Below are 14,421 nucleotides of genomic sequence, written 5' to 3' on the forward strand. Positions count from 1 at the left end.
CAGGGTGTCAAAGGCCGATCACCGGCTCGAAACCCGGGGTCACGCCCGGACGTCACCAGAGGATTGCTCCGGCAGTTCCACACCGTGTTCGGCGGCCAGTCGCTCCAGGTTGGCCAGATCGGCGCCGACGGCCGAAGCCCTGTCCTCGTCCGAGGCCTGTTTGGCGATCTGGACGTCTTCCCTCGCCTGCCGTACCCGGTCCCGCAGATTCACCGCGAACTCGCTCATCGTGCACCCCCGATCTCCCGCACCTTGTCTGCTTTCACCCTAGGACCCTCCGAATCGGTCACCCACGTGATCTGCGTCATCACGGGTTCGTTCGTGTCGGAGTGAAGCAGTATGACGGCAGGCCCCGGGTTTCGCAGATCAGCGGAGCCCGGCTTTTTCGGCGGGTTCCGGCGCGGGCGCCCGGCGGCCGATCACCGCGAGCGGGGCGAGGGCGCACAGCCCGCCCGCGACCGCGACCAGAACGTATCCGCCCAGGCCGAAGAGCTGCCCGGCGAGCAGGCTCGCGGCGGCCGAAGTCCCCCAGACGAAGGCGTCGACGGTGCCCTGCGCCCTCGTCCGCTGAGCGGGCGGGAGATCGCGGCTGAGCAGGCTGCTGCCGCCGACGAACACCAGGTTCCAGCCGTAGCCCAGCAGGAACAGCGCGACCGGGATTCCCACGTGATGCGAAGCGGGAGCGGCGATGACGGTCACCGCCGCGACGGCGAGCGTGCCGATCCCGCCGAAGATGGTCGCGCGGCCGCCCCAGCGGTCGGCGATCCAGCCGGACAACGGCGCCAGCGCGAACATCCCGGCCAGATGGGCGCTCAGCACCCAGCCGACGACGTCGAGCCCCTGACCGTGCTGGTGCAACTGGACCGGCGTCATCGTCATCACCGCCACCATGGCCAGCTGCGCGCCGACCATCGCCACGAGCGGCCCGAGGATCGCCGGGTTCCGCACGGACATCCGCTCCCGCCTCGGCACCCCCTCCGCCGGGGCGGCGAGCCCTCGCGGAAGGGTGGCGACGGCGACCACGGCGATGGCCACGACGATCGCGCCCGCCACGATCGGGCCGGACAGGGCGGGCAGATCCGCGGCTTCCGCCTTCGCCGCGGCAGGCGCGATCAGTGCGGGCCCCGCGATCGCGCCGACGGTCCCCGCCCAGACCATTGTGGACAGTGCGAATCCCTTGCGGTGCTCGGGCGACAGGTCGGCGGCGGTGTACCGGGACAGCTGCGCGCCGCTGTTGCCGAAGCCGATCAAGGGCATCCCCGCCACCAGCGCGAGCATGGATCCGCCGAGTACGCCGGCGAACGAGATCAGCGCGCCCAGCACCGCGGCGCCGTACATCAGCACCAGGACGAGCCGCCTGCCGTAGCGGGCGGCCAGTGCCCCCGACCACAGCGAACCCGCCGCGGAACCGAGTACCAGCACGGCGTTCGGCAGCCCGCTCCACGCCGCGCCGGCGTGTTCGACCACGATCAGCGCCGCCGTGGTGGACAGGCCGACGACCGCGGTGCTGAGACAGGCGACGCCCATGAAGAGCGCCAACATCGGTTTCATGCTTCAAACCTAAGGATTCCGGGCGCCGCGGCGAATAGGCTGTCGAAGGCCTCGCGGGGGTGCGAGGCGCATGATGGAAGGAATCCGGGCGGTATGACCTTACGATCGGAAAGGGCGCTGGACGACCTCGACTGGCGGCTCCTCGAAACGCTCCAGGGCGACGGGCGGCTCTCGTTCAAGGAACTCGGCCGCCGCGTGAACCTCTCCGCCCCCGCCGTCGCCGAACGGGTCCGGCGGCTGGAGGAGGCGGGGGTCATCACCGGGTATCGCGCCCAGGTCGACGCCAACCGCGCCGGGTACGGCCTGCAGGCGTTCGTCGAGATGCGCTGCTCGCTCGGCAGCTGCCTGCTGCGCACCAGCAAGTCCGAGGACTATCCCGAGGTCGTCGAGCTGCACCGGCTCAGCGGCGACCGCTGCACCATGCTGAAGGTGCGGGCCGTGTCGCTCGAACACCTCGAAGGGCTCTTCGAACGGCTGGGCAAACACGGCGAGATCCGGTCGTCGGTGGTGCTGTCGACGCAGTACGAGGGCAGGCCGGTCGGCCCGCCGGTCGAGGACTACCTGAAGGCGACGAAGAGCGAGGGCTGGAGCGTCTGAACGTCACCGATCAGGAATCGAGAAGCGGGCGGCCCCCGAACTCACCTAGCGTGACCATCGACGAGGACGAACGGCTCGAACCTGGTTAGATCGAGCCCGGTGAGGCTGACGGACAGTGCACGCGGCCCCCTGAGGATGGAGAGAAGATGCGCAAGACCACCCGGCCGCAGCCGCCCGAGCAGCACCCCGCCGACAGCCACGACCTGATCCGCGTGCTGGGCGCGAGCGAGAACAACCTCAAGAACGTCGCCGTCGAGCTGCCGAAGCGACGGCTGACAGTGTTCACCGGGGTTTCCGGTTCGGGCAAGAGCTCCCTGGTCTTCGACACGATCGCGGCCGAGTCGCAGCGGCTGATCAACGAGACGTACAGCACCTTCGTCCAGGGCTTCATGCCGACGCTGGCCCGGCCGGAGGTCGACGTGCTCGACGGCCTGACCACGGCGATCATCGTCGACCAGCAGCGGATGGGCTCCGACCCGCGCTCCACGGTCGGCACCGCCACCGACGCCCACGCCATGCTGCGCATCCTCTTCAGCCGGCTCGGCAAGCCCCATATCGGCTCGCCGCAGGCCTTTTCCTTCAACGTCGCGTCGATCTCCGGCGCGGGCGCGGTGACCGTCGAGAAGGGCGGGCGGACCACGAAGGAACGGCGCGAGTTCAGCATCACCGGCGGTATGTGCGCCCGTTGCGAAGGCCGGGGGCAGGTCAACGACATCGACCTCACCGCGCTGTACGACGACACCAAGTCCCTCAACGAGCACGCGCTGACGATCCCCGGCTTCTCCATGGACGGCTGGTACGGCCGCATCCTGCGCGGCTGCGGCTTCTTCGACCCCGACAAGCCGATCAAGAAGTACACCAAGCGGCAGCTGAACGACCTGCTCTACAAGGAGCCGGTCAAGCTCAAGATCGAGGGCATCAACCTGACCTACTCGGGATTGATCCCCACGATCCAGAAGTCGTTCCTGTCCAAGGACCGCGAGGCGATGCAGCCGCATATCCGCGCGTTCGTCGACCGGGCGGTCACCTTCGCCACCTGCCCCGAATGCGACGGGAGCAGGCTCAGCGAGCTCGCGCGTTCGTCGAAGATCAAGCGGATCAACATCGCCGATGCCTGCAAGATGCAGATCAGCGACCTCGCCGACTGGGTCCGCGGGCTCAAGGAGCCGTCGGTCGCGCCGCTGCTCGAGAAGCTCCAGCACACGCTCGACTCCTTCGTCGACATCGGTCTCGGCTACCTCTCCCTCGACCGGCCGTCCGGCACGCTTTCGGGCGGCGAGGCGCAGCGCACGAAGATGATCCGGCACCTGGGCTCTTCGCTCACCGACGTCACCTACGTCTTCGACGAGCCCACCATCGGGCTGCACCCGCACGACATCCAGCGGATGAACAACCTGCTCCAGCAGTTGCGGGACAAGGGCAACACGGTGCTGGTCGTCGAGCACAAGCCGGAGACCATCGCCATCGCCGACCACGTCGTCGACCTCGGGCCCGGCGCGGGTACCGCGGGCGGGACGATCTGCTTCGAGGGCACCGTCGAAGGTCTGCGTGCCAGCGACACCATCACCGGCAGGCACCTCGACGACCGGGCGTCGCTCAAGGACAGCGTCCGCACGCCGACCGGCAAACTGGAGATCCGCGGCGCGGACCGTCACAACCTCCGGAACGTGGACGTCGACGTTCCGCTCGGCGTCCTCTGCGTGGTCACCGGTGTCGCCGGTTCCGGCAAGAGTTCGCTGATCCACGGTTCGATCCCCGCCTCCGAGGGCGTGGTCTCGGTCGACCAGACCCCCATCCGCGGCTCGCGGCGGAGCAACCCGGCGACCTACACCGGGCTGCTCGAACCGATCCGCAAGGCCTTCGCCAAGGCCAACGGGGTGAAGCCTGCGCTGTTCAGCGCCAACTCGGAGGGCGCCTGCCCGAACTGCAACGGCGCGGGCGTCATCTACACCGACCTCGGCATCATGGCGGGTACCGCGACGACCTGCGAGGAATGCGACGGCAAGCGGTTCCAGGCGTCGGTGCTGGAGTACACCTTCGGCGGCAAGAACATCAGCGAAGCGCTCGAAATGCCGGTGTCGGAGGCCGTGAAGTTCTTCGGCGAGGGCGACGGGCGTATCCCGGCCGCGCACGCCATCCTCAGCAGGCTCGACGACGTCGGGCTCGGCTACCTCAGCCTCGGCCAGCCGCTCACCACGCTTTCCGGTGGTGAACGGCAGCGGCTGAAGCTCGCGACGCATATGGGTGACAAGGGCGGCGTCTACGTCCTCGACGAGCCGACCACCGGTCTGCACCTCGCCGACGTCGAGAACCTGCTGGGCCTGCTGGACCGGCTCGTCGACGCGGGCAAGTCCGTGATCGTGATCGAGCACCACCAGGCGGTCATGGCGCACGCCGACTGGATCATCGACCTCGGCCCCGGCGCCGGCCACGACGGCGGCAAGATCGTCTTCGAGGGCACGCCGTCCGACCTCGTCGCGAGCGCTTCGACGCTCACCGGCGAACACCTGGCGGCCTACGTCGGCAAGTGACCCTCCCCCTCTCCGCCTTTAGTCCTCTGAATGCGGAGAGGGCGCGGGTTCGCACGCGTCGCGAAAGCCACTTTCGGGACATCTGGTGTCCCGAAAGTGGCTTTCGCGACAGCCGAAGCCGGCGCCGAGGAGGGGGCGGGCTCCACGGGAGGCGGCGGCAGGGCACGTTGCGAAAGTGGCTTTCGCAACCCCTCACTGGCCCCACCCGAACCGCATTTTAGTCCTCTGAATGCGGGTCGCTTACTCGTTCGCCCTTCGCGGTGCCGCCTCCGGGGAGGTCACTCGCCGTCGGTGTCGAGGCCTTCGCGGTCCGCCCACTCGAGCAGGGTGTCGAGCGAGTAAGCGGTGTCGTCGATGCCCGCGTGCAGGTCCCCGAGTTCGGCGAAGCGTGCGGGCACGGTGGCGATGGTGAACTCACGCGGTTCGACGTCGTCGATCTCGTCCCACCGGATCGGCGTCGAAACGACGGCTTCGGGCACGCCCCGAACCGAGTACGCGCTCGCGATGGTGTGGTCGCGGGCGTTCTGGTTGTAGTCCACGAACAGCTTCGATGGGTCGCGGTCCTTGCGCCACCAGGTGGTGGTGACCTCGTCGGGCATCCGGCGCTCGACCTCGTGCGCGAAGGCCAGCGCCGCCCGGCGGACCTCCTGGAAACCCCAGCGTGGCTCGATCCGGACGTAGACGTGCAGGCCATGCCCGCCGGAGGTCTTCGGCCAGCCGGTGATCCCGAGCTCGTCGAGGATCTCGTGGACCGTGTGGGCGACCTTCCGCACGGTGGAGAACGGGCAGTCGGGCATCGGGTCGAGGTCGATCCGCCATTCGTCGGGGCGTTCGGTGTCGGCGCGGCGGGAGTTCCACGGGTGGAACTCGACGGTCGACATCTGCACCGCCCAGATCACGTCCGCGGGATGGGTGACGCACAGTTCGTAGGCGTGCCTACCGGAGGGGAAGTCGACGCGGACGGTCTGCAACCAGTCGGGAGCGCCGTTCGGCACCCGCTTCTGATGGACCTTCTCCCCCGAAACCCCGGACGGGAACCGGTGCAGCATGCACGGCCGTTCCCGCAGCGCCCGCACGATCCCGTCGCCGACGGCGAGGTAGTACCGCACGAGGTCGAGCTTGGTCTCGCCCCGTGCCGGGAAGTAGACGCGATCCGGGTTCGAGACGCGCACCGTCCGGTCGCCGACCTCGATCTCCACCGCCGAGCTTTTCGCCATACAGGGAAACTAGCCCGAAAGCCGCCGGTCCGCGTCCGCTCGACGGCGATCCTCGCTCTGCCAGGATGACCGGCATGGCACCACGGACACGCGCGGAGGCACTGTCCCGCGAGCGCATCGTCGAGGCCGCCGTCGAAATACTCGACGCGGCGGGCGAGCGCGGGCTGACCTTCAAGACGCTGACCGAACGCCTCGCCACCGGCCCCGGCGCGATCTACTGGCACGTGCCGAACAAGGGCGCGCTGCTGGACGCCGCGACCGGGTCCGTCATCGCCACCGCGCTGAGCGTCGGGGCAGGCGGCTCACCGGAGGACGAGATCCGGGCCATCGGGCTCGGTCTGTTCGAAGCGATCGAGCGGCACCCGTGGCTTTCCCCGCAGCTCGCCCTCCAGCTTTCCCGTAGCCCTCGTGGCTCGGTGACCCCGCGCATCTTCGAAGGCATCGGACAGCGGGTCAGCGCGCTGGGCATCCCCGAAACCACCTGGTTCACGGCGACCTCGGCACTGGTGCACTACATCTTCGGCGCCGCAGGCCAGAACGCGGCGAACTCCCAGGTGGCCGGGTCCGGGGTGGACCGCGCCGAATTCCTCGACGCGGCGGCGAACGCCTGGGAAGAGCTCGATCCCGGCGAGTTCCCCTTCCTCCGGGCCGTCGCCGCCGAGGCCCGCGAGCACGACGACCGGGCGCAGTTCCTCACCGGGATCGAGCTGATCCTCGCCGGGATGACCGGCGCCGGTGGATCGCGGCGACCATGACCGCGAACACCGCGCCGAGGAAGGTCAAGTCCACGGCCGGGACCCAGCGCACCTCGCCGCCTTTGAGGACGTACGCGCCGACAGGCCGCGCGGCGAGGATGAAACCGCCACCCTCGCCTTCCTTGTCCTGCTCGGCGCCGTGGCCGCCACCTCCGCCGCCGATCACGCTCGCGGCCGGGATGACCACGACGCCGTCCTTCTCGACGGGCTCGCCGTAGACGCGCCGGACGGTGAGGTTGTCACGCATGACGCCGACGACCTTTTCGAGTCCCATCGAGGTCAGCCTTCCTGAGGCAGCGCCGACATCACTTCGGACACCGGGCGCAGATGCTCCTCCAGCAGCCGCGACGCCTCTTTGACGTCATGGGCGTCCAGGGCGGCGACCAGCGCCCGGTGTTCCTCGTTGATCACCGTCAGCCGCTCCGGGCGCGCTTCCAGCGCGCGGACAGTGACCCGCTGCTGCCGTGACCGGAGCGTGTCGTACAGCTCGGTCAAGACGGTGTTGCCCGCGGCGTTCACGATGGCGCGGTGGAACCGGCGGTCGAACCCCGAGACCGCGAACCAGTCGCGTTCGGCGCCGGAGCTCACCATCGCGTCGATGAGTTCCGGCAGTTCGGCGGGAGCGCCCGCCCGGTTCGCGCAGAGCGTGGCGATGGCGTGCCCTTCGATCAGCCGCCTGCTCTGGTAGACCTCTTCCAGTTCCCTGGAGGTCACCGTGCGCACCTGGGCGCCCTTGCGGGGCAGGAGGCTGATGAACCGCTCGGCGGCCAGGCGGTGGAACGCCTCGCGCACCGGTGTCCTGGACACCCCGACGACACCGGAAACCCACATCTCGTCGAGGAAGCGGCCGCCTTCCAGCTCGCCCGAGATGATTCCGTCGCGCAGCCACGTGTAGACCCGCTCGCGCGCCGGGCCGCCCCCTTCGGCGGTCACAGTCATCTCGTTCCCCCTCTATTCCGTCACTTTCCGCGACAGAGCCTACACCTGGACCAGTCAAGTATCCATCATGTATACAAGAGTTCCACTGATTGGAAGGGGTCCCATGGTGCACGTCGCGGTGGCGCAGTTCGCGCCCGGCAACGACAAAGAGGCCAACCTCGCCCGAGTCGCCTCCCTCGTCGGCGAAGCGGCCGACCGCGGTGCGCGGGTGGTCGCCCTGCCCGAGTACTCGCTGTTCACCGTACCGACGATGAGCCGGGAATTCGTGACCTCGGCCGAAGAACTCGACGGGCCGTTCGTCACGGAGTTGCGCGGCCTCGCGAAGGACCGGCAGATCACCGTCGTCGCGGGCATCAACGAAGCGCTCCCCGGCGGCGAGCGGATCTCGAACACGCTGGTCGCGGCCGGCCCCGACGGCGCGATCGCCGCGCTGTACCGCAAGCTGCACCTGTACGACGCCTTCGGTTTCCGCGAATCGGAACTGGTCCGGCCCGGCGACATCGAAGCGCCGGAGACGTTCGAGGTCGACGGGATCACCTTCGGTCTCCAGACCTGCTACGACCTGAGGTTCCCGGAGGTCACCCGCCGCCTGGTCGACGCGGGCGCGGACGCGGTGCTGCTGCCCGCGGAGTGGATGCCCGGCCCGCTCAAGGAGGACCACTGGACCACCCTGGTCCGGGCCAGGGCGATCGAGAACACGATCTACCTCGTCGCGGCGGGGCAGGCCGCGCCGGCGGGTTCGGGGCACAGCATGATCGTCGACCCGATGGGCGTCGTCGTCGCCTCGCTCGGCGAGCGGACGGGCACCGCGACCGGCGAGGTCTCCGCCGAGCGGATCTCCGAGGTACGCGCCAAGAACCCGGCGCTGCAGCTGCGCCGGTTCGCCGTCACCCCGAAGTCCTGAGTATCTTCTGACCCGGAGGTCCGTTCGTGAAGACACGCCCTCGGGCGTGGTGACGCGGCTTCCGTTCGCCTGGGTGCCGGGTGGCCGCCCGGCACCCAGGCTCGTTTCACGGCACCAGCAGTCCCCAGTGGACGGCCCACGGGACGAACAGCACGGTCCCTGCCAGCAGCAGGCCGACCCGGACTCCCCCGCGTTCCTTCTTCCGCCACCACGAAACCGCGGTCGCCGCCGCGGCGGCGACGACTCCGGCCGCGACCAGCTGCAGCGCGAGCCACGGCAACGTCCGTCCCAAAAGGACCGGACCCGGCGCCATCGCCGCCCCCGTCGTCAGCACGACGTAGTAGACGAGGAATCCCACCGTCCCGAGCAGGCCGGCCGACGCCAGCCAGCGTGCGGGCCTGGCGAGCGGAACCTCCTTACGACGGCGGAACAGCGCTGTCACCGGGTAGGCCGCGAACGCCAGCAACGCCAGCGCCCAGACCCCGATCTGCAGCCACGGCGCCTCGTACCAGGCGAGCGGTGCCAGCGCGGAGCTCTGGCTCGCCTGGACCGGCGGCGGGTCGGCCGACGGCCCTTCTTTCGCCCCGTTCACCCAGTTCGCGACGAGATCGAGGTAGCCGGGAGCGAACCCGTCGAGCTTGTCGAAACCATCGGTCGTCCGCCGGAGCCCGTGCTGGGCCTGTGGGAACACCTTCAGCGTGTACTGCCGGTTTCCGGCCCGGTCCAGCGTCTCCCGGAAGATCCGGACGGCCTCGCCGGGCGGGGTGAGCCGATCCAGTTCACCCCAGAGGCCGAGCACCGGCTGACGCACCTTCTCCAGCACCGGGACCGGGTCGTATCCGGCCTCGGGGAACACGCCCGCGCCCGCGAGGGTGCGCATGTTCGTCGACGACACCATGTCCACCATCGAACCGGTGACCCCGCCGCGGCGCAGATAGGTCTCGAAGGCCCACGACTGCTGACGATCGGGTGAAACGCCGTTGGCGCCGACCGTGACCACGAATCCGACGTCCTTCGACTTCGACGCCGCCAGCGGCGCGACCCAGCCTCCCTCGCTCAAACCCCACACGCCGACCCGGGCCGGATCCACTCCGGGATGTGAACGCAGCGCCTGGACGGCGGCGAGAGCGTCGTCGGCCAAGACCGAGTAGTCCCGTTCGAACAGCGAATAGCCCTCGGTCCGCTTGTCGTAGATCAGGGTCGCGATCCCCGCCTTGGCGAAGGATTCCGCCTCGGCGCGATAGTCGTCCCGGTCGTGTTCGCCGGATCCGTGCACCATGACGATGCCTGGAGCCGGACCGCCGCCCGCCGGCGCGACCACAGTTCCCCGCAAGGTGACCCCGTGACTGGTGAACGAGACTTCGCCGTCCGGAGCCGCGGCGGGCAGCGGTGACGAGACCGCCACGACGGCCGCGAGCAAGGCGGCGATCATCGCCTGCTCACCCGGACGACCTCCAGCGACGGCGACGAGAGGATGTCCTTCTCGCAGTACCGTTCGGTGACCCATCGCTTCCGCGAGTACAGCTCCGTCTGGTCGCTGTGGTGCGCGGACTCCGGGTTCGCGGACTGCGAGTAGGTCATCAGCGTCGTCGTGTCCGGGCAGCCGGTCCCGTTGAACGCCACGACGTGCAGATACGTCCCGCCGTGCGTGAACTCGGTGTAGCCATGGGCCGGATCCCAAAGGCCGCCCAGGGAGTCGTAGACACCACGCCCGGCGGTTCCGCCGCCCAGCGGGATCTTCCGGCCGTCACGGACGACGTAGTGGTTGTCGCCGTACGGCGCGTCGAGCGGGATCTTCGCCGCTCGCAGCTCCGCGACGGCATCGGAAAGCGCCTTGCGGATCGCCGCGTTCCCCGTGTCGAGGGTGTTCGGCGTGTGGACCGGATCCTTGGCGTCGAACGGGATCTTCCAGATCGACGGCCCCATCCGATCAGCAGCGGCCCAGAACCGGTCGAACAGCAGCGCGCCCCGGCTGTCCGCGTCCGAACGGCCGTCCCAAGCCGCCAGCGCGGCGCACGCGGCCTCCGTTCCCGGCATCGTGCGGCACATCGCGACGACGTCGGCCCGGACGAGTTCGGCGGCGTGGTCCCGGTGCGAGAACATCAGGTCCCGCACCGCTTGCCCGGTGAAGCCGCCCTTCTTCAGCTGATCGGCGATCTCGACGAAGCCGCCCCGCGTCCGCATGTTCTGTTCGTAGCGGACCGGTCCCACGATCCGGGGGAAACCGGCCTTCGGCGCCGCGGGATTCGGCAGCCAGTAGCTGTCGTTCGAGTTCGCCACGTAGTCGGTGCGGCTCAGGCTCGGCAGGCTGGACGGGCCGAAGACGCCCGGCCGCAGCGCATCGCGATCCCGGCCCCACGCGCAGGCCGTCTTCGAGCCGTCGAGCACCGCGACCCCGTCGGCATCGAACAGTTCCTTACCCAGCGGGGTGTTGCAGCGCGCCGCCTTCTCGTCGGTGACGTGCGGGACCCCGTGGATCTGGCTGAACTCCACCCGGCCGCGGTCGTCGGTGGCGAGGATGTTCATCCACGGCAGCCCCTGTGTCTCGCGGACCGCGCCGATCATCTCCCCCGCCGTCCGGCCGCGGGCGATCGCGAACATCGAGTTCGTCATCCCGAGGTTCGTGGCGTTGGCGTCCGCGATGGCGTACGCGGCCGACGCCGTCCACGGCAGTTCCCGCTGCCCGAGCCTGGTCGTCACCGGCCCGTACCGAGTAGTCCACTGTGGACGCACGATCCGTTCCAGAGTGCCGTCCGCCTTGCGCGACAGGACACTCACGTCGTGGCGGCGCATCCGCTCGGGCTTCCCGTCGACCAGATACGTCGTCGGCGAACCGGGCACGAGCTTCAGCTCGAACAGCGTGTACGTACGCGTGGTGTCGGTCGCGGTCCCGCTCCAGGCGGCGGTTTCGTTGTGTCCCAGCCACATGAGCGGAATACCGGGGATACCGGCGCCACTGACGTTCAGCTTGCCGGGCAGCGTCATCTGCGACTGCCACAGCCTGGTCCCGCTCAGCTGCCACGGCAGGTGCGGGTTGGCCAGCGAGACACCACGTCCGTTCGCCGACGCGGCCGAACCGATCGCGATCGCGTTGCTGCCGATCCCGGTCTCCCCGAGCATCTGTTCGGTACCGCCGCCCGACGGCGGGGCACCCGGCAGTGACGCGGTGATCGAGTCCGCGACACCGCCCTGTCCGAAGATCATGCCGACCGCGTGGGCGTGCCGGTGGACGTCGAGTTCGGTGATCGGCTTCAGCCAGCCGGCGCCCCGGCAGGCCGGATCGGTGATCTCACCGGTGCGCAGGTACTTGTTGACCCCCTCGACGTACCCGCGGATCAGTTCGCGGACCTCCCGGTACGGCCCGCGCGGCGCGGGCGCCGAAAGGAGCCGCTCGATCACCCCGCTGTCGTTCAGGCCTTGGAAATACAGGTCGCTCGCGAGGTTCGTGCTCGCCTGGCTCACCCCGCTCGTCGGCGGCGCGTCGGGCCCCAGCCAGCGGGAACGCTCGGCCCGCGTCGTGACCGCGACGTCCGCGATCGCGCAGATGTTGTCCTTGGCCGCGGCGAACCCCTGCCCGAAGCCCAGGTCCGCCCAGTCGTTCGCGACGATATGCGGGATGCCGAATTCGGTGTAGCGGATGGTGGCGTCCGGCCGGGATACCCCGTCCGGCGGTTGCGCGGCCGTCGCGGTCCCCGCCGCGAGCAGGCCCGCCGCGGCGCAGACGGCCGCGATCCTCTTCCAGAGCAGCATGCTGCTCCCCCTTGTCTGTGGAGTCGTTCGTGAAGACACGCCGTCCGGCGTGGTGACGCGTTACCGGTGGTCGAGTGGCCGCTCTCCCACCGGTTTCTCACTTCCGTTCCCTCACCTCCCCGTCGGCGTCCGGGAACGCCGTCCAGCGCACGAGCACCTTCCGCGCGTCCGGCCCGGGTTCCGGCCGCCAGTAGCGGCGCAACAGGTCCAGGTACTCGTCGAAGAACTCCTTCAGCTCTTCGAGGTTCAGATAGACCGAGCCGCGGGAGAACACCAGCGCGTCACCCCATTCGCCCAGCTCACCGCGCCGCTCGAGGAAACGCGCCAGCTGTTCGAGGTCTTCGGTGAACGCGGCGCGCTGCGCCTCGTCGAACACGGCGCGCATCTCGTCGTTCTGCTCGCTGTGCCGGGGCCAGCGGATGTCGCGTGGCCGGGCGCGCCACCAGCGCTCCTTGCCGTGCGCGAGCTCCGGTGCCTCGTCGACGAAGTCGTACTTCGCCAGTTCCCGCAGGTGGTAGCTGGTCGCGCCCGAACTCTCCCCCAGTTCTTTGGCCAGCTTCGTCGCCGTCGCGGGCCCGCGGCCCAGCGCCTCCATGATCCGGCGGCGCAACGGGTGCATCACCGCCTTGAGCACGGCGGCGTCGGCGATCTCTTCGGGCGGCGGCGGACCGGTCATGGCACCAAGGTAGCCGTGCAAAGGAGATTGTGCAAAGGTCTCTTTGCACACGGTTCAGACCACCCCCGCGGAGCGGTCGAGGATTCTGCTGACGTTTCGGTGAACTCAGCGTGAAATTGACAACTTCACTACGAAGGTCTTGTGCCGGGCGGACGAAAACTCGACAGGTTCGCGGGTTTTTCGTTGCGTCGTCCCCGAAATTCGGTTGTATCGGATAGTTTTGCCCGGAGTCGACCTAGCGGGAGAGAACATGCCGAAGCACCGCCCTCGACAGACGGACAAGTTGTCCGCCCGGCACCGGACGGCCTTCGCGCTCGCCGGTGGCGCGCTCGCCGTCCTGCCCGCGGTCACCGCGTCGGCGGGCCCGGACGCCCCGGTCGCCGCGCCGAAACCGGCCGCACCGCAGAACCAGGCCGCGGCCTGGCAGCCGCCCGCGGGCACGGTCCCGGAGATCGCCGTCGACGGCAGCCTCCCCCAGCCGCCCACGCCGGACCCGCTGACCGTCCCCGGCCACAGCGGCAACGTCGGCGGCGCGTTCGCGCCGTCGGGCGCGCTCGGCATCCCCGCCAGCATGATGAAGGCGTACAAGAACGCGGCAGACATCCTCGCGAAGGAACTGCCCGGCTGCCACATCGACTGGGCTTTGATCGCGAGCATCGGCCGCATCGAGTCCAATCACGCACGCGGCGGTTACGTCGACGCGAAGGGCGACACCCTCGAACCGATCCTCGGCCCGCAGCTCAACGGCGCCGGGCCGTTCGCCGCCATCTCCGACACCGACGGCGGCAAGTACGACGGCGACACGGTGTGGGACCGCGCCGTCGGCCCGACGCAGTTCATCCCGTCGACGTGGAAGGGCTACGCCTCCGACGGCAACGGCGACGGCGAGTCCAACCCGAACAACATCTACGACGCGACGCTCGCCTCGGGCCGGTACCTCTGCTCCGGCGGCGTCGACCTGACGTCCGAGCAGACGCAGCGCGTCGCCGTGTACCGCTACAACCACTCACTGTCCTATGTGGACACCGTGATCCGATGGGCGGTCGCCTACCGCGGCGGCGTCGCGACCACGCCGGACAGCCAGGTGCCCGTCGGCGCTCCCGACTCGCCGGACGTCGCCGCCGGCACGCCCGGCGGCGAGGTCCCGGTGCCGACCCTGCCCGGCGCTCCCCCGCCCGGCACGACCACGCCGCCGCCGACCTCCCAGCCCGGCACGTCGCTCCCGCCGAGCAGCACCACACCGCCGAGCAGCACATCGCCCTCGAAGCCGACCAGCACCCCGCCTTCGTCGACGCCTCCCTCGTCGACACCGCCTTCGAGCACGCCTCCGCCCTCGACCACGCCTCCTCCGTCCAGCACGTCTTCCGCGCCGCCGGCCTCGACCCCGGCCGAGAACACCGGTGAGACGAGCCCGACCAGCACGACCGCTTCCCCGACCCCGTAACGCCTCGTGAGTGGTAAGGACGGTTAGAACCGTCCTTACCACTCACGAGGCCGAGCG

At 69.6% G+C, this 14,421-nt stretch carries 13 protein-coding genes; 5 read left to right on the forward strand and 8 right to left on the reverse strand.

The genetic code is table 11. The features are described 5' to 3' along the window. Window positions 1–39 precede the first annotated feature (39 nt). Both ACZ1DY_RS24225 and ACZ1DY_RS24230 read right to left on the reverse strand, forming a co-directional pair. Entirely contained in the window at window positions 40–228 is a 189-nt protein-coding gene (locus ACZ1DY_RS24225; protein ID WP_125683248.1) for a hypothetical protein, read from the reverse strand. 138 nt (window positions 229–366) lie between these two features. Then, complete coding sequence (locus ACZ1DY_RS24230) at window positions 367–1,551, reverse strand: MFS transporter (RefSeq protein ID WP_465480939.1); 1,185 nt, start codon at window positions 1,549–1,551, stop codon at window positions 367–369. 93 nt (window positions 1,552–1,644) lie between these two features. On the opposite strand from ACZ1DY_RS24230, the gene ACZ1DY_RS24235 reads away from it, so the two are divergent. Then, a complete protein-coding gene (locus ACZ1DY_RS24235) occupies window positions 1,645–2,148 on the forward strand; it encodes an Lrp/AsnC family transcriptional regulator (protein WP_465480940.1) in 504 nt (167 codons plus the stop codon). Window positions 2,149–2,294: 146 nt separating this feature from the next. Next, window positions 2,295–4,679: an excinuclease ABC subunit UvrA gene (locus ACZ1DY_RS24240; protein WP_257486282.1), complete on the forward strand. Its 2,385-nt coding sequence runs from the start codon at window positions 2,295–2,297 to the stop codon at window positions 4,677–4,679. A 278-nt stretch (window positions 4,680–4,957) separates the two neighbouring features. On the opposite strand, the gene ligD is transcribed toward ACZ1DY_RS24240, so the two are convergent. Then, window positions 4,958–5,896 carry a non-homologous end-joining DNA ligase gene (gene ligD / locus ACZ1DY_RS24245; protein WP_465480941.1) on the reverse strand — a complete coding sequence of 313 codons (939 nt, stop codon included), beginning with the start codon at window positions 5,894–5,896 and terminating at the stop codon, window positions 4,958–4,960. 74 nt (window positions 5,897–5,970) lie between these two features. Between ligD and ACZ1DY_RS24250 the strand changes: the two genes are divergently transcribed. Next, window positions 5,971–6,651, forward strand: a complete 681-nt coding sequence (locus ACZ1DY_RS24250; RefSeq protein WP_465480942.1) for a TetR/AcrR family transcriptional regulator — start codon at window positions 5,971–5,973, stop codon at window positions 6,649–6,651. On the opposite strand, the gene ACZ1DY_RS24255 is transcribed toward ACZ1DY_RS24250, so the two are convergent. Further along, window positions 6,590–6,925: a sporulation protein gene (locus ACZ1DY_RS24255; protein WP_126737328.1), complete on the reverse strand. Its 336-nt coding sequence runs from the start codon at window positions 6,923–6,925 to the stop codon at window positions 6,590–6,592. The genes ACZ1DY_RS24250 and ACZ1DY_RS24255 overlap by 62 nt on opposite strands. 5 nt (window positions 6,926–6,930) lie before the next feature. Further along, entirely contained in the window at window positions 6,931–7,590 is a 660-nt protein-coding gene (locus ACZ1DY_RS24260; RefSeq protein WP_185927406.1) for a GntR family transcriptional regulator, read from the reverse strand. Window positions 7,591–7,693: 103 nt separating this feature from the next. Between ACZ1DY_RS24260 and ACZ1DY_RS24265 the strand changes: the two genes are divergently transcribed. Further along, window positions 7,694–8,494, forward strand: a complete 801-nt coding sequence (locus tag ACZ1DY_RS24265) for a carbon-nitrogen hydrolase family protein (RefSeq protein ID WP_034307677.1) — start codon at window positions 7,694–7,696, stop codon at window positions 8,492–8,494. Window positions 8,495–8,600: 106 nt separating this feature from the next. Here the strand turns inward: ACZ1DY_RS24265 and ACZ1DY_RS24270 are convergent, their stop codons facing one another. The 3 genes from ACZ1DY_RS24270 to ACZ1DY_RS24280 all read right to left on the reverse strand — a co-directional run bounded on the left by ACZ1DY_RS24270 (window position 8,601) and on the right by ACZ1DY_RS24280 (window position 12,920). Next, window positions 8,601–9,926, reverse strand: a complete 1,326-nt coding sequence (locus tag ACZ1DY_RS24270) for an alpha/beta hydrolase family protein (RefSeq protein WP_257486279.1) — start codon at window positions 9,924–9,926, stop codon at window positions 8,601–8,603. Then, on the reverse strand, window positions 9,923–12,244 hold the full coding sequence (locus ACZ1DY_RS24275; RefSeq protein WP_465480943.1) for a penicillin acylase family protein: 2,322 nt from the start codon (window positions 12,242–12,244) through the stop codon (window positions 9,923–9,925). The genes ACZ1DY_RS24270 and ACZ1DY_RS24275 overlap by 4 nt, the downstream gene beginning before the upstream one ends. Window positions 12,245–12,341: 97 nt before the next feature. Then, a complete protein-coding gene (locus tag ACZ1DY_RS24280; RefSeq protein WP_465480944.1) occupies window positions 12,342–12,920 on the reverse strand; it encodes an ArsR/SmtB family transcription factor in 579 nt (192 codons plus the stop codon). A 250-nt stretch (window positions 12,921–13,170) separates the two neighbouring features. Between ACZ1DY_RS24280 and ACZ1DY_RS24285 the strand changes: the two genes are divergently transcribed. Next, a complete protein-coding gene (locus tag ACZ1DY_RS24285; RefSeq protein ID WP_257486277.1) occupies window positions 13,171–14,364 on the forward strand; it encodes a lytic transglycosylase domain-containing protein in 1,194 nt (397 codons plus the stop codon). The last annotated feature ends 57 nt before the right edge of the window (window positions 14,365–14,421 follow it).

The organism is Amycolatopsis sp. PSD-21 (assembly GCF_055561455.1).